The following is a 21,976-nucleotide window of genomic DNA, read 5'->3' on the forward strand; positions in this document are numbered from 1 at the left end:
ATAATGGGATAGCCAAAACAGGCTATTCCATTATTTAAATAATCCTTTTACAATATCCAAACTTAATTCATTGAAGTTTTTTACTACTAAATCTGCTCTTGATAGGTTTTGATTTCCGGAATTGCCAAGATCCAATCCAATACATTTCATTCCAGCAGCTTTAGCAGCTTTTACACCATTGTCCGCATCCTCAATTACTAAACATTCACTAGGATCTACATTCATTTTATTAGCTGCAGTTAAAAATATCTCAGGATTTGGTTTGCCTTTGTTTACTTCCTCGCCACTTATTACGAATTTCATGTATCTATCCAAATCAAATTTTTTGACGATTTCATTTACAGCTTTTTTATTATTGGATGAAGCTATAGCCATTGGATATCCTCCATTATATATAGTTAACATGAACTCCTTAAAATTATCAATTAATTCAATTCTATGAATACTTTTTATGAATCTTTCCTTTTTCATTTCAATCATTCTTTCAACTGAAGGTTTTAAATTAAATTGTTTTCTAAATGCAGTCCACATATTATAATCTGTAGTTCCTACAAATTTATCATGCTCTTCTTTGCTTATATTTCCTCCTAACTCTTTAAGTAATTCTCTTTCCAATTCAAAATGTAGAGGTTCACTATTTACAATGACCCCATCCATATCAAAAATTATAGCTTTCAAAATATCTCTCCTTTAATTGATTTAAATATTAGTATCTATGGATAAATTGTTCGTAACTAATATATATTATAATCAATAGTAAGTCAAAAACAAAAAATAATAAGCACTATTTTATTAGCTTTTTTAAATTAATGATATGTTTATATGTCATTTAAAAAATAATTATTGTAATAATTTCGGAAATTTTTTGTAAAAGTATAATATGAATTAAATAAAAAGTATTAAAAAGATTAGTATTACATAACGGAAGGTGGTATATATGAAAGAGAACTTAATTTTGATTACTTCACTAGTTTTGATGTTGGTTATATCGTTATCAGCTTGTACATCGGATATTAATCTGGAAGAAGAATTAGAATCTAAGAATTCAACAATTATTGAATTAGAACAAAGGGTTACTGAATTGAAAACAGAATTAAATAAGGAAAGAGCTTTTTCAAATGATTTAATGGTAAAAGCTATTAAGGTTGTGAACCTTATAAAAAATAAGGATATGGAAGAATTAACTTCCTATATTCATCCAACGGCTGGAGTTAGGTTTTCTCCTTATGAATACATAGACATTAAATCACATAGGGTATTCACAGCAGATGAGATTGAAAGGTTATTAGATGATGAACAAGTATATACATGGGGAAATTATGATGGTTCTGGTAAACCAATAGAATTAAATTTTACTAACTATTATGATAGATTCATCTACGATGTAGATTTTGCTGATCCCAATATGTTAGGAAATAATGTAGTTATAGGAAGTGGAAATACAATAAACAACATTGAAGAAGCTTACCCAGACGGAGATTTCATAGAATTTCACTTTAAAGGTATTGAACCTCAATATAAGGGAATGGATTGGCGAAGTTTATGGCTAGTATTTGAAGAGTATGACGGGGAATGGTATCTGGTAGGAATTGTTCATGGAGAGTGGACTATATAATTCCGTAAATAATTTATCCTTTCAGATAAATTATACTAAAAAACAGGCCTTAGAGCTACTGCTCTTTGACCTATTTTTCTTTTAGAGGCTTTTTATTTTGAAACAGTCCCTTCATGTAGTTTACTGATGTATAAGCTATACAGTTCTAACTCAAGCTTGATATTACATTTTCTACCGATTGAACTATCCCACGTTTATTGCTATTACTAGCTGTTAAGGTTTGTTTAGCTTCTTCTATTGTATTTTGTGTTGCACTGTTGTTATCCATGGTGTTAGAAATTGAGTTTATTGTAGATAACATTGCTTCTTTGCTACTTTGAGTATTATCCCTTTTGTAAGTTTCCAATTGTGATTTTAAAGTGTTCTTCATCTTTAATACCTCCAATACTTAATTTGTTCAATAAATATATTCACCATATAGATGTTTTTATATTCTAAAATGAAAGATATAATGATGAATCAGCAATGGGATTACATCCAATTGTTATAAAAACTTTTTTTGTGTTTTTAAGTAGAATAATTGATTCAGGGAATACGACAATTGTATTACTAAATGTGAATTTAATTTTAATATAGAGGATTATAGTTCTTCATATAGAATAAGTATATTAAGAATTGTTGCCTATTCTTGAAATTTGAGTCATGGATTACCATCACAAAATATTTATATATGATATAACTTAATGTAAGAGATATTTTTATGAACAAAGAAATATATATGTATTAGTTTATTATTGGTATTATTATTCTTAGCATCATGCAATAAAGAATAGTAATAGAAGAAGCCAATTTTTTATGGAGAACTGGCTTTAGTTAAAGTCAACGGTAAATATGAGTATATAGATAAAGAAGGAGTGAAAATGTGAAAACAATTGATATGCACTGTGATACTATTTTAAGACTAATGGATAATAAGGATGGCTTAGATTTATATGAAAATAACTTAAGTATAGATATCAAAAAATTGAAAAAAGGGAATTCCCTAGCTCAATTTTTTGCTATGTGGATAGATTTAAAAAATGCAAAAAATCCTATGGAAACGTGTCTTAAGATGACTGATAAGTTTTACATAGAAATTGAAAAAAACTGTAATCATATTTCTTTAGCAACTAATTATAAAGATATTATGAAAAACAATAAGGAAGGTAAACTTTCTGCAGTTCTTACTATAGAGGAAGGTGGGGCGATTAAAGGAAAGTTATATAATTTAAGAAACTTTTATAGATTAGGCGTAAGAGCTATGACACTCACATGGAATGAAATTAATGAAATAGGTTTTCCTAATAAAAATGAAAAGTATAGAGATAAAGGGCTAACTGAATTTGGACAAGAAGTTATACATGAGATGAATAGGTTAGGCATGATTATAGATGTTTCTCATCTTTCAGATAAAGGATTTTACGATGTATCAAGATTAAGCTCAAAACCTTTTATTGCCTCTCACTCAAATTCAAGGGCTATGAAAAGCCATTTCAGAAACCTTACTGATGATATGATAAAGATTCTTTCTGAAAATGGAGGAGTAATGGGAATATGCTTTGAAAGGGATTTTTTAGGTGATAGCAAAAATACAAGAATAGAAGATATAGTTAGACATATTAAGCACATAAGAGATATCGGTGGAATAGATGTAATAGCATTAGGGTCTGACTATGATGGATCTCATCCTAATTGTGAAATAGATAATATAGGAGAAATAGAAAAGCTTGTATATGCATTAAAGGATGCTAAGTTTACTGAATATGAAATTGAAAAGGTATTTTATAAGAATGCATTAAGAGTAATTAAGGAAGTATTATAGATAGTGGCATATATTCCTATGGAGAAAAAATACTGATATGATTATTAAATTGATACAACCAAAAATGATAATGAGGCCAATGGATACTCGACTTAAAACTAGAATGGCTCCATCACTTGCATTATTGACGATAGCGAATATGTTTCATAAAGAACATACAGTTATAATTGAAAATGAAAATATAGAAGATATCAATTTTAACGAAATCGTAGACATTGTAGGCATTACTATTACGGTTGATGTTTTTGATCGCGCAATAGAAATTGCAAAGGTCTACCAAAGTAAAGGGATTCTAGTTGTAGCAGGTGGAATACATATTACCGCATTTCCTGAAGAGGCAAAAAAGTATTTTGATGTTGTAGCTGTTGGATTAGCGGAGCAAACATGGTCCGATATTATTCGAGATTTTCAAACTGGAAAATTAAAAAAAGTATATCGGTGTAATGGTGAAGTTAAAGGCAGTGAAATTGTTTCTCCAGGATATCATTTGATTGATACGGGAAAGTACTTATACTGTAATATTATTAGCACAAGTAGAGGATGTCCATTTGGATGTGATTTTTGTTACAATAGCTGTGAAGCTTACAAAAGATTATATATTAACAGACCAATTAAAGATGTAATCGCAGATATAAAAACAATTGGTAAGCGGCATGTAATGTTTATAGATGACAATTTTATTGGTAATCCGAAATGGACATTAGAATTTGTTAGAGCCATTAGGCCAATGGGGTTGAAATGGAATGCAGCAGTTTCAGCGAACATAGTGGATATGCTTGATTTGCTGGATGAAATGGCTATTTCAGGATGTCAAAGTTTATTTATTGGGTTTGAGAGCTTGAATGAAAATGCTATAAAAAATGTCCATAAAAGTCAGAACAATATTCGAAAGTATGAGATTTTGGTTGAAGAAATTCACAAGCGCGGAATAATGATAAACGCCAGTTTTGTTTTTGGACTTGATGATGATGACGTTACAACATTTAAGACCACATTAGACTGGATTATAAAAAATAAGATAGAAACTGTCACATCTCATATACTTACACCATATCCTGGGACTAAAGTTTACGATGAATTCGTCAAAAATGGAAGAATCACAGACTTTGATTTTTCAAAGTATAATACTGCAAATGTTGTATTTAAACCCAAAAATATGACTTCCGAAGAACTTTATAATGGATACATATGGATTTACAAACAAATTTATTCTATGAAAAATATATTTAAAAGAATGCCAAAGGCACATAAACAGCGAGTACCATATTTTCTTTTTAACTTTCTATACCGCAAATTTGGAAAAGCAACTGAAAGATTATGTGAATTGGTTACTTATGAACGTGTTGGCAAGATTGCAGAAAAGCTTTCCTACCGTTTATAATAACTAAACTGCGTTGAGTGATATAAGTTATGTTGGGTTGTTAGGCAGAAATACACGTACAGCATTTAAAGAATTAATAAGATTATTTTAGGAGGCATTAGTATATGAGTATTGAAAAACTAAAAAGTATCATAAAAGAAAGCAATAACATTGTATTCTTAGGAGGTGCAGGAGTTTCCACTGAAAGTAATATACCTGATTTTAGGTCTAGTACAGGGCTTTATAGAACTAATAACAACCTGGAGTATCCACCAGAAACGATGTTAAGCCATAACTTTTTCATAAGTCACACTGAAGATTTCTATGATTTTTATAAAGACAAAATGATATATAAAGATGCAAAGCCTAATGATGCCCATATTGCCCTTGCACAATTAGAAAAAGCAGGTAAGCTTAAAGCAGTGATTACTCAAAATATTGATGGACTCCATCAAATGGCAGGTTCAAAAAATGTATTTGAGTTACACGGATCTATATACAGAAATTATTGCACTAAGTGTCATAAATTCTTTGACCTTAACTATGTTTTAGAATCTGATGTGGTACCAAGGTGTGATGAGTGCAATGGGATTATAAAACCTGATGTAGTTCTATACGATGAAGGTCTGGATATGAATGTATTGAAAAGATCCATAGAATATATTCAGAATGCAGATGTATTAATTATCGGAGGTAGTTCATTAACTGTTTATCCTGCAGCAGGATTAGTAGAATATTATAATGGCAATAAATTGATTCTGATAAATAAAACTCAAACTCAGTATGACTATAGAGCAGCTTTAACCTTTAATAAGAGTATAGGTAAAATACTTAAGCAAGTTGTCTAAAATAAATACAAATATATCAATGGCTACTAGAGCTTGAAGATAAAGATAAAAATATAAATCCACATGTTTTTTACTAACATGTGGATTTATATTTTTATAGACTATTCAACATTATTTGCTGCTTCAATAATCGCTTTAATGTAACCAGAGGTATCTGCAAGTGTAGCACCACTTACAGCGTCTATTACATCGCTTGCTTCATTATTATTCACTAATGTTTGTAATTCTTCTACTGTTTTACCTTTTACATAAGACTCAATAGCATTTATGTTCTCTGCATATGTGTTTGTAGCATTAGCTTCTTCTGCCATATGTGTGCTATAGTATTCATTATTGGTTATTTTAGATCCTAAAACAGAATTAGGATCCTTATAGTTTTCTCCAAATTCACCATCTGAATTTGGAACAGGAGCGGCAATTTGGTCTGCAGGTAAGAATTGGAATTCATCTAAAGAAGCACCTACAATTGTATCACCTTGCATTGCAACAACTGCAACTGCAAACGATTTATCACCGTGGGCAGCATAATTAGCTCTTCCCATTTTGATATCTTCAGTTTGTGCTGAATTTTCATCTGATGATTCTTCTGCTGATAAGTCATTATTTACTTCTTCAGATGATTCCTCTGTTGGTAAGTTATTATCTTCTCCCTCTGTATTTTCTGCAGTACACCCTATAAGGCTTATTGCAAAAACTAAAACTAATGCTAATACTAAAAGTTTTTTCATAGCACATACCCCCTTTATAATATACAAATTCAACCATAAAATATCATATTAGTAATAATATGTCAATATGTGATTAATAAAATAATAAAATCTATTCTTCTAGCTCATATGTTTTGACTACCATATGTAGTATCCTTCAAATTTAAAATAAATTCTAAATTTGAAGGACTTTGCTTATATATCTAGAATAAATATATAATAGGATTTTTGATATAGAATTATATTCTGTGGAGGTGTAAAATGTTTTTTGATACAACGGATTTGCGGAATAAAGAAATTTATTTGCATCTATATAAAACTGCTGATGAAAACATCGAAAAAGAGTATGTTCCTGCATATTATTTTAAGATTATCAGATGTGTTGATGATACCGAGGTAGGCCAGTGCGATTTACGTATTGGACATAATGCTAACACAAAATATGCTGGAAATATAGGATATGAAATTTATAAATCTTTCAGAGGAAATCATTACGCCTCAAAAGCCTGTAAGTTGTTATTTATATTAGCAAAAAAGCACAAGTTGGATAAAGTTATTATCACATGTTCACTAGAAAATATAGCATCCAGAAAGACTTGTGAATATTGTGGTGCTAAACTAGTCGACATTATTGATGTGCCAACGTGGCATGAGATGTATAAAAGTGGGCGAAGAAAAACCTGCCAGTATATCGTAAGGCTATAAATATAATAAATATATTACTTAGAGGATTTATAAGGTATTTTTAGATAAAGATTTAAGGAAACAATTGGCTTTTGTAATCATAACTACTGAAGCAGAAGGGAATATAAAAGATATACATTATAGGGCACCACTCATAATAAAGAATGATGAATTGAATTTATGGTTAAATAAGAATACATCAATGAAGCTTGTTGAAGAAATCCTTAATACCAATAATAATAAATTTATAATTGAAAGATATGTAGATGAATCAAAAAAGAGCGATAATGAGCAAATGAGCATGTTTTAATCATTCAATTAGAAAGGGGGTAGAGGTGGTGAATTTAGATATTGAAAATGGGGATATTGTAATTCTTAAAGCTTCAGATAAGATATATAGATCTAGGATATCAAAGGTTGATGGAAATGTGGTCAAGCTTCTTGATGAGAATGGATCTTATAGACAGATACCCACTAAAAGCCTTGAAGATATGATAAATAGTGGCTTTGCTTCTATTAAAAAGCATACTCATAAGTAAAATAGGGGGAATGAGATGTATTTGCAAAATGGGGGGTTAGTTATAAAAAATACTAATGAAAATGATATAGAAATTATTTATGATTGGTGGAATAATTATGGGAGCAAGAATAAAATTAATAGAATTACGATTACATTACTAGTAATTATCGATCAGATAATTAAACTAATAGTTAAGGAATACTATGGAATAAAGATACCGATAATGGAAGATATACTATATTTCATGCCTACTCAAAATACAGATTATTCTTGGGTTAATTCATTATTTGAACTTGGTTTAGGAAGGGTTTTTCATATAATTTTGGTTGAAATAGTTTTAATTTTTGGATACTATGTTTTTAAATATTTACAGTATAAGATTGATGAGCATTTATGGATTAATATATTAAAAATATTTTTTATGTCAGGGGCCATATGCTCACTAATAGATAAAACTTTTTGGAATGGAAGTCTAGATTATGTTCTGTTAGATGGTTTTTTTATCTTTGATTTAAAGGACTGTTATTTATATGTTTTTACAGTAATAATTTCAATACTATTGTTGAAAAATTGGAGAGTTATGAGCATCATTCAAGGTAAAGATATAATAATGGATTACATTAGCTTTCTTAAGGATTACAATAAATATATGTAAGTTTTATAAATACGTGTAATTATCCGTATTTGTTTGAAAGAAAGTAAGGTGATGAAGTGAGAAATAAGATTTGGAGGGTTCCATTGATATCAATAGCAACTGGCATAATTTCTTCATTTATTTCTACAATAAGTGTATATATTATGACAAGGGATACATCAGTATGGACAATTAGTATGACGACAACCTTATTATGGATTAGTAGCATTGTTTCTTTTGTTCTTTTCATTGGTACAGGTATATATTGCTTCAATGATATGACAAGAGAAGAGATAGCTAGATCTGCACTTATTGTTTCTGCTTACTATTTGATTATTTTATTATTGGAACAGTCACTTTTAGCAAATGGATATTATTTAACATTAATGTCACTTTTATTTATACCAGTGGATATATATAGTGTATTACATACTATTTTATTACGAACCACGAATATCAATATATTCATAGCTATTATTCCAAGTATACTTATGCATTTTATATACACGTTATTTGGAATAAAAGAAAATGTAAGGTATTAATAGAGTTACAAAAAATGAGACGGAGTGGTTTAAATGAACATATTCAAAATATTTTATAGTAATAAAAATGAGGAAAATGCGATACCAATGGCGAAGTATATGAAAAATAAATTTCCTTTTCTTGGACTTAAAAAACCAGAAAGAGCTGCATTAGCAAAAGAGTTTTTAAAGTTAAGGAAAAAGGATACTAGAGTAGATTGGGATTTTATCTTTAAATGCTATGATATGCTTGAAAGGGAATTTCATTATTTGGCTATAGATTATATGGACAAGGTCAAGAATCTATTTACGCCAGATGATATGGACAATATAGAGAAGCTAATTACTACAAAATCTTGGTGGGATACTGTAGATAATATAAATAAAATAGTAGGCTATATCGTTATGAAATACCCAGAATTAAAAGATGATATAATTCAAAAGTGGATTTGCTCAGAAAACATATACCGAATTTTTGAATAAAGCAATCATAAGCAATTCCAAAACTGATGAGTTTTTTGTAAATAAAGCAATAGGTTGGGCATTAAGGGAATATTCAAAGACTGATAAGGAATGGATCAAGGAGTTTATTCAAAACAATGAACTTTCTAAGTTAAGCATAAGAGAGGGAAGTAAATATTTAGATAATAAACTTGGGTAATTTATATGCTATAATTAAGCTAACTGTATCAAGGAGGGATGTAGATGAATAAAGGATATATACATGTGTATACGGGAAATGGGAAAGGTAAAACTACTGCAGCATTAGGACTAGCTCTCAGAGCTATATGTGCAGGGAAAAAGGTATTTGTTGGTCAATTCATAAAGGGAATGGAGTATAGTGAACTTAAATGTGTTGATTATCTACCTAACCTTAAAATAGAGCAATTTGGAAGAGATTGCTTTATATATAAGGAGCCAGAGGATGAGGACATAGCATTAGCTAAAGCTGGGTTAGCAAAATGCAGAAATATATTAAAAGAGGGCAATTATGATGTAGTAATTTTAGATGAATTGAATATTGCAATACATTATAATCTATTTATTGTGGAAGAAGCTGTAAAGGTAATTAAAGAAAAAGCTCCCGATGTAGAAGTAATTATAACGGGAAGATATGCAGATAAAGAGATAATCCAGTTAGCAGATTTAGTAACAGAAATGAAGGAGATTAAACACTATTACAATAACGGAGTGAAGGCAAGAAAAGGTATTGAGTTTTAAATATTAAAATTCCTACAGTAATGCATTATTGTAGGAATTTTAATATTTAATGGATTCTAGTTTGATATATAGAATATATATTATATTAAGATTATTATGTGTATCTTATCATTGACTACATAATAAATAAATGGTAAAATATTTTCAGGTTGACCATGCGGTCAAACAAGTTATATCTGAGGTGAAATGATGGATAATGATGTTTTAATGAAGGTAGGAAACTTATCAAAGAAATATCGAATGGGAGAGATAACAGTAAATGCATTACAGGAGGTTTCATTTGAAATCAAAGAAGGAGAGTTTGTTGTAATACTAGGTCCTAGTGGTTCTGGCAAAAGTACTTTACTTAATATACTTGGGGGTATGGACAAACCATCAACTGGAGAAGTTTTATTACGAGATGAAAAAATAACTGATTATAGCGATAAGGAGTTAACTAATTATCGAAGGGATAAAGTCGGATTTGTTTTTCAATTTTACAATCTTATGGCTAATTTAACATCCAAGGAGAATGTTGAGTTAGCTACAGAAATATGTGAAGGTCCGATGGATATTGATGAAATATTAGTAGATGTAGGACTAGGGGAAAGGAAAGAACACTTTCCTTCTCAGATGAGTGGTGGGGAGCAGCAAAGAGTAGCCATAGCCAGAGCTGTTGCCAAAAATCCACTATTATTACTATGCGATGAACCTACCGGAGCATTAGATTTTCAAACTGGAATATCCATATTATCATTATTAAATAAGATAAACAAACAGTACAATAAGACGATAATTATCATTACACATAATTCCCCTATTGCCAATATGGGAGACAGAATTATTAAAATGAGAAGCGGAAAGATCATTGAAAACAGTGTAAATCCAAATCCAATTGAACCGGAAAGGATTGTATGGTAATGAAAAGGCTAGATTTAAGACTCCTAAGGCTTATAAAAAATTCAAAAGGACAGTTTATAGCTATAACAATACTCGTAATAGTTGGACTTACCATATATACCGCACTAAGTACTGCTATAGTAAACCTAGAAGATACCTTGAATTATTATTATGATGAAAAAAACTTTGCGCATATATTTGTCCAGTCCACAAAGATTCCTGAATCTGCCTTAAACAAAGTGAAAAAGATTAATGGAGTGAAGGAAGTAGAAGGAAGAGTTGTTTTTGATATAAAAATGGAATCTGATAATAGCGATGAAAAAGTAAAGGCTAGGATTGTTTCAATATCAGATAACAGTAGTATAAATAAGTTGCATATTGTTGATGGCAATGAGATTGAAACTAAAAATAAAGACGCTATAGTAATTGAACAGTTTGCAAATGCAAGAAATATTAAAATAAATGATACTATAAAACCTTACATAGAAGGAAGAATATTTGATCTAAGGGTTAGTGGTATATCAGCGAGTCCAGAATATGTGTATCTTATGGAGGATGAACAAAGTTTATTACCTATGCCAGATAAATTTGGTATCATATTTGTTTCAGAGGAATTTGCAAGACAAAACTTTGGATTTAAGGACAGCTTTAATGAGATTTTGATTACAGTAAAAGATAAAGAACATATGGATAGGATAAAGGATCAAGTAGAAAATGAATTAGATCAATATGGGATTAAAAGAATATATGATCGTGATGACCAGTTGAGTAATCGCATGGTAACAGAGGAAATTATAGGAGTTAAGCAGATGTCTAGTACTATACCGGTTATTTTTCTAGGGGTAGCAGCGGTTATAATTGCAGCTATGCTGTCAAGGATGGTACGAAACGATAGAATGTCAATTGGAGTTCTTAAAGCACTTGGATATAGCAATATGAGTATACTTATACACTATACCAAGTTTAGTATTTTGATAGGACTTATAGGCTCGATATTTGGAGTTATACTTGGTACTATTTTATCAAGTAGCATGGCAAAGTTATATGCACAGTTTTTTAATATACCCATGTTAAAGTTTAAATTATATTACGGATACATGTTTACAGCTATTTCACTTTCAATCACTTTTTGTACTATAGCAGGAATATGGGGAGCACGAAGGGTACTTAAAATTTTACCTGCTGAGTCAATGAGACCTGAACCTCCAAAGCAGGGGGGAAGAGTATTCTTAGATAAGGCGACTATAATATGGAAGAGACTATCCTTTAGTTGGAAGATGGTACTTAGAAATATATTCAGAAACAAAAAGAGGTTTCTGTTTATTTCTTCAGGAATAGCAATGACATTTGCTATAACACTTATGCCTTCTGTGTTAAATGATGCATCAAAGGATATGTTCGATAGCCATTATTCAGAATTTCAGAAGATGGAGTACAATATTAACTTTAATGTTCCATTAAGTATTAATACTGTAAATGAGATTAAACACATTATAGACGTAGAAAGAATTGAACCTAAGATTGAGTTTCCTTTTGAAATAGTATACGGAAATAGTAAGATGGCGACTAATATTATAGGTTTGAGCAGCAATACAGAGTTCTATGGATTCAAAAATATGAACGGTCAAAGTATAGATCTTCCTAGTGAAGGGATTGTGCTTTCAGAAGGCTTAGCAAGATTTATAGGAGTTCAAAAGGGTGATAAAATAAAGATAAAGACATTTATTCCTAATAAGGATGATGTTTATGTTGAAGTAAAAGATATAATAAAACAATCACTGGGGACAAATGGCTATATGAATATAGAAACAATGAGTAATGAACTTCTTAATAAAAACCTTATTACCGGAGTTTATATAGATTCTAGTGACGATGTAAAAGGAAAGCTAGAGAATGTAAAAAATATATCATCAATACAGTCGCTACAGGATATGAGAGCAGTATTTGAAGAATTTATGGGGTTGATGATGGCTTCTATAAGCATGATGATACTATTTGCAGGAATACTAGGATTTGCTATAGTATATAATTCAACTGTTATGAATATAGCAGAAAGAAGGTTGGAGTTTTCATCACTTAGAGTTATGGGATTTTCAAAACACCAGATTTTCAAAATTATAACCAAGGAAAATGCGGTAATGACTGTTTTTGGGATAATATTAGGAATTCCATTAGGTCAATTTATGATGTCGTCATTGGAAAAAACCTTTAGTATTGAGTTATATACTATTGATATGAGTCCAACGTTATCTAGTTATATAATTACAGCAGTTATTACAATTGTTTTTGTAGTAATAGCACAATTGGCTACTTATAAGAAAATAAATAAGCTCGATTTTATTGAAGCTTTAAAAAATAGAATCTCTTAAAAAGGGGGGCTTTAGATGAAAAAATTGAAGTATGTTATTATAGGTATAGGAATATTAGTTGCTTTAGGTGTAGTAGTATACTTAGCAAAGGGTAGTAGTTCAGTAGAAGTTGAAGTATATACAGTAAAAACTGACAATATAACAAGTTTTATAGATGAAATAGCATCGGTTAAAGCAAATAATCAGAGGATTGTATACTCGAAAGCTGTCGGAGAAGTGCTCAAATTAGATGTTAGCGCAGGGAAAAGCATTAAAAAGGGTGATATAATAGCAGTTTTAAATACTGAAGAAGCAGAGTTGCAAATAAAAAGCTTACAGGCTAAGAAAAATGCACTTTATGCTACATATAATGAAGCTATAAAACTTCCAGCACAGGAGATAATAGATAATGCAGAGGCTAATGTGAGAAGTAAGGAAATATTAGTAGAAAGTGCAAAAAGTGATGCTGAAAAAGCTGAAAAATTATTTAATGAAGGAGCTATAAGCAAGGATAATTATCAGGATACATTAGATAATCTTGAACTTCAACAAGAAGCATTAAAAGTAGCTGAAAATGAACTTGCAAATATAAAAAAAGGACCATCTGAAAATATAAAAAAACAATATGAAGCTCAATTATCTGAGTTAGATTATCAGATTGCCATATTAAACGAGAATAAAGGAAATGCTTTTGTTAAGGCTCCTATTGATGGTGTAGTTCTAGAAACATATGTAAAAGAAGGCTCATATCTACAACCAGGTGCACCGGTTATAGAAATTGGAAATGATGAAAACTTATATTTAGAATCAGACATTTTGGTGAGTGAAGTAGGTGATATAAAAGAAGGGGCTAAGGTTATAGTGTATAGTGATGATTTAGAAATTGAAGACATTGCAGGAGAAGTGACAAAAATACATCCTAAAGCCTTTAGTAAAGTATCAGACCTTGGAATAGAGCAAAAGAGGGTTAAAATAGAGATAGATTTAAATAACAATATTGATGTTCTCAAGGTAGGTTATGAAGTAAATGCTAAAATAGTAACAGATGAGAAGAAAGATTCAATTGTAGTTCCTGATAGTGCTATATTTGATTTTGAAGATGGAGATTATGCATATGTTGTAGATGGGAACAATGCAGTTTTAAGAAAAGTAGAAACGGGCATAGGAGGAGAAGATATGATAGAGATAACTTCTGGATTAAATGAAGGAGATAAAGTTATATTAAGTCCAGATGAGAATGTAAGAGAAGGAGTAGAAGTCAAATATTAGTTAAAAGAATATTATGGAGGGTGCATTGATTTGTTTGAGAAATTTGAAAATTTACCAGAAGATAAGAAAAAGAGAATAATTGATGTCTGTATAGAAGAATTTGCAGAACATGGTTATGCAAAAGGCTCTACCAATGAGATTACTAAAAAAGCAGAAATATCAAAGGGTATATTATTTCATTATTTTAAGAACAAAAAGAACTTATACTTATATATTGTAGATTATGTTATGAAATATTATATCGATATATTTATAGAAGAAATAAGGAAGATGGATAGTGATGATATTTTTGATACGATAAAGGAGATTAGCTTAATTAAAATAAAAGCATTTTCAAAAGATCCCATGATGTATAAATTTGTGGCAAATATTTTTTTATCTCCACCAGAGGAGATAGAGCAAGATATAAAGAATAGATACTTTAAATTATATGAAGATAGCTTTAAAGTGTTAGTTGAAAAATTTGATACATCTAAATTAAGAAAGGATATAGATAAAAAGAAGGCTATAGAATTATTATTTATTTCTTTAGGTGGAATTGCGGATAAATACATCACAGAATATAAAGGAAGAGAAAAGGAAATGATTCAAAATGCAGATAAAATCATTAAAGATTTTGAAGAGTATATGCACATATTAAAAGCAGGTTTATATGATGAAACTAGATAAAAATGCACTTCAGATTGAAGTGCATTTAAAATAATTGATATAAAATTCTATTATACAATACTATTTTGTATTAATAATAGCCTTTTGACGCCATTTACCTTTTTTATAGAAAAGTACAGTTATAATAGCTCCCATTGTCCAAGCTGTAAGTAAAGAAATAAAAATGGATTCAGGTCTTCCAGTAGGATACGTTTCACTTCGTGTCAAATAAGCAATACCGTAAGCTACTGGTACACGAAGAACAACTGTAGTAATAAGTGAAATCCACATAGGTGTCATTGTATCTCCTGCACCACGCATAACTCCAGATAGACTTTGTGTTACAGCCATTGCGATATAACCTGCTGCAAGGATTCTCATCATATATACACTTAAATTGACTAATTCTTTTGTATCTGTAAAAATACTCATAAGATATTTACCAAAAGTTAAGATCAAGATAGTTATTATAGTAGAAATTCCTACGGCAACTGTAGTACCATCTTTAGTTCCCTTTTCCACTCTATCTATTTTGTTAGCTCCTATGTTTTGACCAGCATATGTTGTCATTGCACTTCCAAAAGAGAAATTAGGCATCATAGCAAATCCATCCACACGCATAATAATAACATTAGCAGCTATAACCATTTCTCCAAAACTATTAGTTAGAGATTGTACTACAATCATTGCAAGAGAGAATATTGCCTGTGTTAAGCCTGATGGTAATCCAAGTTTTAATAATTTATAGGAATATTCTTTATATAGCTTCAACATTTTTCGGTTTAAGTCAAAACTGTTTTTCATTTTGAGTAGTTTTAGGACAGAAAGTATTGCTGATATTCCCTGTGCTATAACAGTTGCAAGTGCAACGCCAGGAACGCCCATATTAAACTTAGCAACGAATAAAATATCAAGTACTACATTTAGAGCAGTGGAAATAAGTAAGAATATAAGTGCTGATAGTGAATCACCAAGTCCTCGTAAAACACCAGATAAAATATTATAATAAGCAAACCCAGCAATACCTATAAAAAATATAGTTAGATAGTTTGCACACCAATCAATAATAGTTTCTGGCGTATTAAGAAGGTTAAGCAATGGACGAGTAACAATAGGTCCGATAATCATAATTATTAGTGAAGCAATAGCTGTAAGAGATATACATATACCAATAGTATGGGAAAGTTTTTCTCTATCCTTAGCTCCAAAATACTGAGATACCATGATGCCCGCACCAACAGAAATACCAACAAACAATACCAGTAAAAGATTTAATATAGGGGATGAACTACCAACCGCGGCAAGAGCATTATCTCCTACATACTTACCTACAATAATAGAATCAGCAGTATTATAGAATTGCTGTGCTACATTACCAATTAACATTGGTATTGCAAACTCAACAATTCGTTTCCACGGTGTACCGTCAGTTAAATCTTTTGGAGAAAATAGTTTTTTAAAATTTACCATTTACCAACCTCCTTCTAGAGTAGATTTATTATTTTAATTCAGACAAGAGATAGTCTATACTAGTTATTGTATATTGTCAATATGAGTTATTTTCATAAATCTATTGGTAATATAGATTTTAGCAATATTTTTTTGTCTCCTTTGGGAAAACATAGGGTATCTAAAGAATTGATAGAGTTATAAAAAAAGTTACATGAATTAGTTAAACAAGAAGAAACTGATAAGTATATTCAAGTGTTTATGATAGTGTTTTAGCATATGCTATATCAATAATAAACATAGAATTAATTACATGGAGGGATTAATATGAACAAGAATGAAAAAAAGGTTGAAAGGTTAAAGGAATATGTACAAGGGGTTTTAGAAAACAAGGGAGGAAAAGATTTGTATACTAAATATAAAGATGATATCGAATCCGTAACGCCCCAAGAATGCTTTGAAATATTCTATTCAAGACTGGAAAGAGGATATTCAGAAGAAGAAATACTTAATATATTGGATAAAGTAATAAATGTATTTTATAAATCTTTAAACACCTACAAATGGCGAAAACCAGAGGAAAATAGTTTCCTATACATATTGATAAAGGAAAATGAAGCTTTAGAAGAAAGATTAGATATGATAAAGAAAATTATATTAAATAAGGAGGTAGAAGAGAGAAAAGATAAGATACTTACTATCGTTCAGTCTCTTAAAGAATTTGACCAACATTACCAAAAGGAAGAGAATATTTTATTTCCATACATGGAGAAAAAGATGGATAAATTTAATGGTTTGAGCATTATGTGGTCATTACATGATGAAGCTAGGGAAAGAATCAATAGAGTTATAGCTATATTAGAGTCAGATGATTCTTCAATACCAAAATTCAATGTAGAAATTGGCAAGCTGTTCTTTGCAATGCTTGGAATAGTGAAAAAGGAGAATCTAATTCTGTTCCCATCAGCTATGGAAGTTATTGACGATGATGAATGGGATGATATGAATAAACAGAGTACAGAATATGGATTCCCATTTATTGAAACTCCAAATCTAAGAAGAGGAGAAAGGATAGACATACAAGAATTTAGCGGAATGAAATTCAAAACAGATACTGGAGAATTGAATTTTGAGCAGTTGTTATTGTTGATGAATGCATTACCAGCAGATTTGACATTTGTAGATGAGAATAACAAGGTTCGATACTTCACAAGACCAAAGGATAGGATATTTCCACGTTCACCTGTAGATGAGAATAACAAGGTTCGATACTTCACAAGACCAAAGGATAGGATATTTCCACGTTCACCTGCTGTTATAGGCCGTGACGTTGAAAACTGCCATCCTCCAAAGAGTTTACATGTAGTAAATAAAATAGTAGAGGAGTTCAGGAATGGAAACAGGGACTCAGCTACATTTTGGATAGAGATTAAAGGCAGAAAGATATTGATACAATATTTTGCATTGAGAAACTCAAAAGAAGAATACAAAGGAGTATTAGAAGTAACTCAGGATATAACAGAGATACAAAAGTTAGAGGGGGAAAAGAGATTGCTAGATTGGTAGAAAACATATGTCTAAGGGATAATACAAATTTTAACTAATTTTGTTTTAAGTAACGAGACTTATTTGTAAGCTTTGTTTACTAGATTTTAGTTGAAAAAACCTCATCTATGTTAATATGCGGGGATGAATCGGGTTTTGATATATTGCTTACAAATGATATTGAAATTATTGAGGAATAATTATTATTAAATTTTTTGCAAGTTATTTACAAATAATTTTAAATTACAGCTTTCATTTATGAATAAAGTAGAAATTAAAGGGTTAGTCCTTAATTCGTTATTAATAATTAATTTAAAATCCAGATTGTTTTTTTCACTTTTAGGACAATCGATATTATTTTTTAATGATTTAACTTCAGATAGAAATTTATTAACATTTTTTGCAGTTAGGTTATAAAATTTTCTTTTAAAGACTAAATTTCCATCTGATATATAGAACAATTTATATCCATCGTCTATCTTATCGCCCACTAGTATTTTTCTATCTTTTAATATATTGTTTTTATTAAGATTATATAAATATTCTAGTGCCATCAAAATGTCTTTATAATAAGAAGCTCTCTCAAATTGTAGTGATGAAGAAGCTTCTTTCATTTTTTCTTTTATTATTAGCATAAAATTATTCATATACTTCGTTTGAGAAAGTATCTGTAATAAACATTGTCTATTCTCTTCAAAATCTTCCTTCTTCATATTAATTAATAGAGGACTGTAATTAAAATTATATAAATCTCCATATCTTTTTAATGGATATAAATTTTTTAAAAGGTCTACAAATTTCAAAAGAAGATTTCTACTTCTGTAAGGTCCAAAGCTATGCTCATTTTCTCTATCTAAGGTTACAGATAGAGCATTAGATTTATTATAGTTTTCTACCTTTAAGTACACATATTTTTTATCATTTTTAAATTGAGTATTGTAGATTGGTTTGAGTTTTTTAATCAATTCACATTCTAATAGCTGAGCTTCTAGATGAGTATCAGTAACCACAAAATCAATATCATGAATATTAAAAATCATTGTTTTTATCTTATTGGACTTAGGATTAAATTGGAAATAAGATTTAACTCTTTTATTCAAACATTTACTCTTACCTATATATATTATATTTCCCCGGGAATCCTTCATTTTATAAACTCCTGGTTTTTCAGGTATAGATTTTACTTTATCTATTAAATGCTCGGGAATACTCAATTTTATCACCAACCTATATTAATATAATTATTTTTCCATATCATATGAATTCTGTCAAATGGTGAAAGGAATTTGGAATTAGATAATGAGGAAGATCGTGTAAAGAAAAAAGAAGGAGTTTGTGGGAAAATGTAGAATATATATGATATAAAAAGTATTTAATAGAGTATGCAAGGATTATTAGGACATAGCAGCTCAAAGACAAGTGAAATATACACTCATGTATCAAAAAATAGTGTAAGAAATATAAAAAGTCCATTAGATGATATTTTTTAATGGGTTGCTAATGATTTTGGGAAGTAATAGATAGAGAGAAAAACATTATATAGAAATATTCCCGAACCATGGTTTGGGAAAAAGAAGTTCTACGACATATCGTGCAAAGGACGCGCCATTCTTGGTGCGGGCGAAAGGAATTTTTAGTATTTCTTCGTAGTAGCAACGATAATGTGAAGCAAAAATATTACATAAAGGAGATAATTTACATGAAGCCAAAAGAAATACTTTATCAATGGATTGATGCTTTTAACAATGCAGATGCGGAAACTATTGCAAATTTATATGATGATAGTGCAATAAACCATCAGGTTGCTAATGAGTCAGTTATTGGGAAAGAGGCTATAAAGAAAATGTTTGAACAAGAGTTTTCTCAAGCAAAAATGGTTTGTATTGTAGAAAATATTTTTGAAGATGGGCAATGGGTAATTTTGGAATGGCGAGATCCATTAGGTTTGAGAGGTTGTGGTTTTTTTCAAATAGTAAATGATAAGATTTTATTTCAGAGGGGCTACTGGGATAAACTATCTTTCTTAAAGCAACACGATTTACCTATTGACTGATATAAATATATATCAGTAATGATAATTTAAGTAAGACCAGTATTTATCTGAAGTGCTTTATTGCCTGATAGTGCATATTTTACGGAGGTGGAATATGAAACAATATGAAGAAAAACTTAAAAATTATATGGTAGAAAACAACATATATGCAGAACAATTAATATTTAGTCAATCATGTCATTCTGTTCAAGAGGCAGCTCCATCCGTGGAGCTGCTGAGTTTGGGAGCACGATACGTCGTAGAACAGCGGGTTCCCAAAATCTGAGAATATATGAATGTAATAACTAGACTTCGGGAACCCGCAGAACGTTAGATGAAAGGATGATATCAGAGCAGTTCTTTGGGAGTCTTGTTTGAAAAAACGCTGAAAAGGGGGATATGTATTGAGGAGCTGTCTATGATTTATTTATAGAATATAGGATGTTAGTTTTTTATTTGAAGAGGAATTTAAGATGAACAAAATTACATGTATCTGTTTAGGTTTAAGAAGCATGGAGAAATCAGTAAAATTTTATAGAGATGAACTTGGATTTCAAACTGATGAAAAAGGAAATAATCCTGATGCAGTATTTTTTAATACACCTGAGACAAAATTTGAACTGTTTCCTTTGGAGTTGTTAGCTAAAGACATTAGTAAGGAGAATACTCCAAAAAATAGCAAATGGTTTTGCTGGGATTACATTAGTATATAATGTTGAAAAAAAGAAGATGTTAATAAGGTTATTGAATTAGCTAGAAAAGCTGGTGCAAAAATAGTTAAAAAACCCCAAAATGTTTTTTGGGGGGAGGGTATCATGTGTATTTTGCTGATTTGGATGGTTATTATTGGGAAGTTGCTTGGGATCCGAAATTTGAATATGATGATAACGGTATGCTTGTATTTAATAGGTAAGTCCTATACTAAATCACAGTTTATCGAAGGGATCAAATAGAATCTAGTGTAGATAATCCTTATACTACACGGTGAATTATAGGGGTAAAAGATATCATCACTCCCTAAAACAATATATTTGCGCAAAAAGTGCATTTAGGTGTCAGTGTTAAGGCGTTGGTTCCACATTCCTTTGCTGGGAACACAAAGCTTCACCAGTGAGCCTATCTCTGGAATTCGGCTCAAACATGTTGCAAATACGGAACGTTATGTGAAATAGCGATTTGGAAGTTTTAAATTTCACGAAAGAGAAATCTATTCCACGTAATGTTTAATGAAATTTCATATTGGCCAAATATTTTATAGTAGACAATGTCTATTTATGCCGTTTACATAATATCAATATTTTATTATCATACGATGAAAGTGAGGAGTTGGTTTAATGTTTAGAAAAATGCGAAGAGGTAAGCAATTATTATCAATGGAAAAGACCATATCTATAATGAAAAGATGCACAAATGGTGTTTTAGCGTGCTTAGGTGATGAAGATTATCCTTACGCAGTTCCACTTAGCTATGTCTATTTTAATGAAAAAATTTATTTCCATTCAGCTAAAGATGGACATAAAATCGATGCTATTATGAAAAACCCAAAGGTATCATTTTCAGTAATAGATGATGATACGATAGCAAGTGAAGAATATACTACTTATTTCCGGAGTGCTATTGCTTTTGGTAAAACACGAATTGCAGAAGGGGATGAAAGGCTAGAGGCTTTTGAGGCTTTAGTTGAAAAGTATTCAGAAGATCAACCTGAAGAAGACAAACATAAGAAAATAACCGGATGTACTCAAGCTCATATTATTGCAATTGATGTTGAGCACATAACTGGCAAAGAAGCCATTGAATACGTCAACGCTAAAAGATAACGATAGCAAGAACGAACGTTACAGGACAGATAGTTCATGGCTGCGCCTCCATGCGTGGACTTTATAGGAGAAAAA

At 30.3% G+C, this 21,976-nt stretch carries 23 protein-coding genes and 2 pseudogenes; 20 read left to right on the forward strand and 5 right to left on the reverse strand.

Translation table 11 applies throughout. The features are described 5' to 3' along the window. Positions 1-30: 30 nt before the first annotated feature. Entirely contained in the window at positions 31-678 is a 648-nt protein-coding gene (locus K8M07_RS04130) for an HAD family hydrolase (RefSeq protein ID WP_223376630.1), read from the reverse strand. 259 nt (positions 679-937) lie between these two features. Here K8M07_RS04130 and K8M07_RS04135 point away from each other — a divergent pair, with 259 nt between their 5' ends. After that, entirely contained in the window at positions 938-1,615 is a 678-nt protein-coding gene (locus K8M07_RS04135) for a hypothetical protein (protein ID WP_223376631.1), read from the forward strand. Positions 1,616-1,760: 145 nt separating this feature from the next. Here K8M07_RS04135 and K8M07_RS04140 read toward each other — a convergent pair whose 3' ends face one another. Further along, a complete protein-coding gene (locus tag K8M07_RS04140) occupies positions 1,761-1,985 on the reverse strand; it encodes a hypothetical protein (protein ID WP_223376632.1) in 225 nt (74 codons plus the stop codon). A gap of 492 nt (positions 1,986-2,477) precedes the next feature. Here K8M07_RS04140 and K8M07_RS04145 point away from each other — a divergent pair, with 492 nt between their 5' ends. From K8M07_RS04145 to K8M07_RS04155, 3 genes are all read left to right on the forward strand, one after another. After that, entirely contained in the window at positions 2,478-3,416 is a 939-nt protein-coding gene (locus tag K8M07_RS04145; protein WP_223376633.1) for a dipeptidase, read from the forward strand. A 37-nt stretch (positions 3,417-3,453) separates the two neighbouring features. Beyond that, positions 3,454-4,797 (forward strand): B12-binding domain-containing radical SAM protein, encoded by a 1,344-nt coding sequence (locus K8M07_RS04150; RefSeq protein ID WP_223376634.1) that lies wholly within the window; start codon positions 3,454-3,456, stop codon positions 4,795-4,797. A 104-nt stretch (positions 4,798-4,901) separates the two neighbouring features. Continuing rightward, entirely contained in the window at positions 4,902-5,624 is a 723-nt protein-coding gene (locus K8M07_RS04155; protein ID WP_223376635.1) for an NAD-dependent protein deacylase, read from the forward strand. Positions 5,625-5,725: 101 nt separating this feature from the next. Here the strand turns inward: K8M07_RS04155 and K8M07_RS04160 are convergent, their stop codons facing one another. Next, on the reverse strand, positions 5,726-6,352 hold the full coding sequence (locus K8M07_RS04160; protein WP_223376636.1) for a hypothetical protein: 627 nt from the start codon (positions 6,350-6,352) through the stop codon (positions 5,726-5,728). 240 nt (positions 6,353-6,592) lie between these two features. On the opposite strand from K8M07_RS04160, the gene K8M07_RS04165 reads away from it, so the two are divergent. The 11 genes and pseudogenes from K8M07_RS04165 (at position 6,593) to K8M07_RS04220 (ending at position 15,076) form a co-directional block, all read left to right on the forward strand. Beyond that, positions 6,593-7,036: a GNAT family N-acetyltransferase gene (locus K8M07_RS04165; RefSeq protein WP_223376637.1), complete on the forward strand. Its 444-nt coding sequence runs from the start codon at positions 6,593-6,595 to the stop codon at positions 7,034-7,036. Between the two features lie 25 nt (positions 7,037-7,061). Continuing rightward, positions 7,062-7,325, forward strand: a complete 264-nt coding sequence (locus K8M07_RS04170; protein WP_411741952.1) for an SOS response-associated peptidase family protein — start codon at positions 7,062-7,064, stop codon at positions 7,323-7,325. Between the two features lie 28 nt (positions 7,326-7,353). Further along, positions 7,354-7,554, forward strand: a complete 201-nt coding sequence (locus tag K8M07_RS04175; RefSeq protein ID WP_223376639.1) for a hypothetical protein — start codon at positions 7,354-7,356, stop codon at positions 7,552-7,554. A 15-nt stretch (positions 7,555-7,569) separates the two neighbouring features. Beyond that, positions 7,570-8,190, forward strand: a complete 621-nt coding sequence (locus K8M07_RS04180; RefSeq protein WP_223376640.1) for a signal peptidase II — start codon at positions 7,570-7,572, stop codon at positions 8,188-8,190. An 83-nt stretch (positions 8,191-8,273) separates the two neighbouring features. Beyond that, the gene (locus tag K8M07_RS04185; protein WP_223376641.1) at positions 8,274-8,711 is read left to right on the forward strand and encodes a hypothetical protein; all 438 of its coding nucleotides are present in this window, start codon (positions 8,274-8,276) and stop codon (positions 8,709-8,711) included. A 99-nt stretch (positions 8,712-8,810) separates the two neighbouring features. After that, positions 8,811-9,351, forward strand: a pseudogene (locus K8M07_RS12625) (DNA alkylation repair protein). 44 nt (positions 9,352-9,395) lie between these two features. Further along, positions 9,396-9,911 carry a cob(I)yrinic acid a,c-diamide adenosyltransferase gene (gene cobO, locus K8M07_RS04200; protein ID WP_223376644.1) on the forward strand — a complete coding sequence of 172 codons (516 nt, stop codon included), beginning with the start codon at positions 9,396-9,398 and terminating at the stop codon, positions 9,909-9,911. 189 nt (positions 9,912-10,100) lie between these two features. Further along, positions 10,101-10,811: an ABC transporter ATP-binding protein gene (locus tag K8M07_RS04205; RefSeq protein ID WP_223376645.1), complete on the forward strand. Its 711-nt coding sequence runs from the start codon at positions 10,101-10,103 to the stop codon at positions 10,809-10,811. After that, the gene (locus K8M07_RS04210; protein WP_223376646.1) at positions 10,811-13,159 is read left to right on the forward strand and encodes an ABC transporter permease; all 2,349 of its coding nucleotides are present in this window, start codon (positions 10,811-10,813) and stop codon (positions 13,157-13,159) included. Before K8M07_RS04205 ends, K8M07_RS04210 begins: the two co-directional genes overlap by 1 nt. A 15-nt stretch (positions 13,160-13,174) precedes the next feature. Beyond that, positions 13,175-14,407, forward strand: a complete 1,233-nt coding sequence (locus tag K8M07_RS04215) for an efflux RND transporter periplasmic adaptor subunit (protein WP_223376647.1) — start codon at positions 13,175-13,177, stop codon at positions 14,405-14,407. Between the two features lie 30 nt (positions 14,408-14,437). Continuing rightward, positions 14,438-15,076 carry a TetR/AcrR family transcriptional regulator gene (locus tag K8M07_RS04220; protein WP_223376648.1) on the forward strand — a complete coding sequence of 213 codons (639 nt, stop codon included), beginning with the start codon at positions 14,438-14,440 and terminating at the stop codon, positions 15,074-15,076. A 60-nt stretch (positions 15,077-15,136) separates the two neighbouring features. Here the strand turns inward: K8M07_RS04220 and K8M07_RS04225 are convergent, their stop codons facing one another. Continuing rightward, positions 15,137-16,525: an MATE family efflux transporter gene (locus K8M07_RS04225; protein WP_223376649.1), complete on the reverse strand. Its 1,389-nt coding sequence runs from the start codon at positions 16,523-16,525 to the stop codon at positions 15,137-15,139. Between the two features lie 306 nt (positions 16,526-16,831). On the opposite strand from K8M07_RS04225, the gene K8M07_RS04230 reads away from it, so the two are divergent. Then, positions 16,832-18,070: a DUF438 domain-containing protein gene (locus K8M07_RS04230; RefSeq protein ID WP_223376650.1), complete on the forward strand. Its 1,239-nt coding sequence runs from the start codon at positions 16,832-16,834 to the stop codon at positions 18,068-18,070. 185 nt (positions 18,071-18,255) lie between these two features. Here K8M07_RS04230 and K8M07_RS04235 read toward each other — a convergent pair whose 3' ends face one another. Then, positions 18,256-19,272 (reverse strand): GIY-YIG nuclease family protein, encoded by a 1,017-nt coding sequence (locus K8M07_RS04235; protein ID WP_317845469.1) that lies wholly within the window; start codon positions 19,270-19,272, stop codon positions 18,256-18,258. A 476-nt stretch (positions 19,273-19,748) separates the two neighbouring features. On the opposite strand from K8M07_RS04235, the gene K8M07_RS04240 reads away from it, so the two are divergent. The 4 genes and pseudogenes from K8M07_RS04240 (at position 19,749) to K8M07_RS04255 (ending at position 21,901) form a co-directional block, all read left to right on the forward strand. After that, positions 19,749-20,102, forward strand: coding sequence for a nuclear transport factor 2 family protein (locus tag K8M07_RS04240; protein WP_223376652.1), 354 nt, complete (start codon positions 19,749-19,751; stop codon positions 20,100-20,102). Between the two features lie 94 nt (positions 20,103-20,196). Then, complete coding sequence (locus tag K8M07_RS04245) at positions 20,197-20,367, forward strand: hypothetical protein (RefSeq protein WP_223376653.1); 171 nt, start codon at positions 20,197-20,199, stop codon at positions 20,365-20,367. A gap of 187 nt (positions 20,368-20,554) precedes the next feature. Next, positions 20,555-20,994: pseudogene (locus K8M07_RS12770) on the forward strand (VOC family protein). 421 nt (positions 20,995-21,415) lie between these two features. Next, positions 21,416-21,901: a pyridoxamine 5'-phosphate oxidase family protein gene (locus K8M07_RS04255; protein ID WP_223376655.1), complete on the forward strand. Its 486-nt coding sequence runs from the start codon at positions 21,416-21,418 to the stop codon at positions 21,899-21,901. Positions 21,902-21,976: the final 75 nt, after the last annotated feature.

The organism is Schnuerera sp. xch1 (genome assembly GCF_019931165.1).
Lineage (GTDB): Bacteria > Bacillota > Clostridia > Tissierellales > Tepidimicrobiaceae > JAIOUP01.

Bases quoted from the DNA above. Each gene is read 5' to 3' on its own strand.
- K8M07_RS04150 (WP_223376634.1), top strand. From the start codon at position 3,454: ATGATTATTAAATTGATACAACCAAAAATGATAATGAGGCCAATGGAT.
- K8M07_RS04230 (WP_223376650.1), top strand. From the start codon at position 16,832: ATGAACAAGAATGAAAAAAAGGTTGAAAGGTTAAAGGAATATGTACAA.
- K8M07_RS04160 (WP_223376636.1), bottom strand. From the start codon at position 6,352: ATGAAAAAACTTTTAGTATTAGCATTAGTTTTAGTTTTTGCAATAAGC.
- K8M07_RS04205 (WP_223376645.1), top strand. From the start codon at position 10,101: ATGGATAATGATGTTTTAATGAAGGTAGGAAACTTATCAAAGAAATAT.
- K8M07_RS04240 (WP_223376652.1), top strand. From the start codon at position 19,749: ATGAAGCCAAAAGAAATACTTTATCAATGGATTGATGCTTTTAACAAT.
- K8M07_RS04155 (WP_223376635.1), top strand. From the start codon at position 4,902: ATGAGTATTGAAAAACTAAAAAGTATCATAAAAGAAAGCAATAACATT.
- K8M07_RS04245 (WP_223376653.1), top strand. From the start codon at position 20,197: ATGAAACAATATGAAGAAAAACTTAAAAATTATATGGTAGAAAACAAC.
- K8M07_RS04210 (WP_223376646.1), top strand. From the start codon at position 10,811: ATGAAAAGGCTAGATTTAAGACTCCTAAGGCTTATAAAAAATTCAAAA.
- K8M07_RS04135 (WP_223376631.1), top strand. From the start codon at position 938: ATGAAAGAGAACTTAATTTTGATTACTTCACTAGTTTTGATGTTGGTT.
- K8M07_RS04165 (WP_223376637.1), top strand. From the start codon at position 6,593: ATGTTTTTTGATACAACGGATTTGCGGAATAAAGAAATTTATTTGCAT.
- K8M07_RS04140 (WP_223376632.1), bottom strand. From the start codon at position 1,985: ATGAAGAACACTTTAAAATCACAATTGGAAACTTACAAAAGGGATAAT.
- K8M07_RS04255 (WP_223376655.1), top strand. From the start codon at position 21,416: ATGTTTAGAAAAATGCGAAGAGGTAAGCAATTATTATCAATGGAAAAG.
- K8M07_RS04215 (WP_223376647.1), top strand. From the start codon at position 13,175: ATGAAAAAATTGAAGTATGTTATTATAGGTATAGGAATATTAGTTGCT.
- K8M07_RS04180 (WP_223376640.1), top strand. From the start codon at position 7,570: ATGTATTTGCAAAATGGGGGGTTAGTTATAAAAAATACTAATGAAAAT.
- K8M07_RS04225 (WP_223376649.1), bottom strand. From the start codon at position 16,525: ATGGTAAATTTTAAAAAACTATTTTCTCCAAAAGATTTAACTGACGGT.
- cobO (WP_223376644.1), top strand. From the start codon at position 9,396: ATGAATAAAGGATATATACATGTGTATACGGGAAATGGGAAAGGTAAA.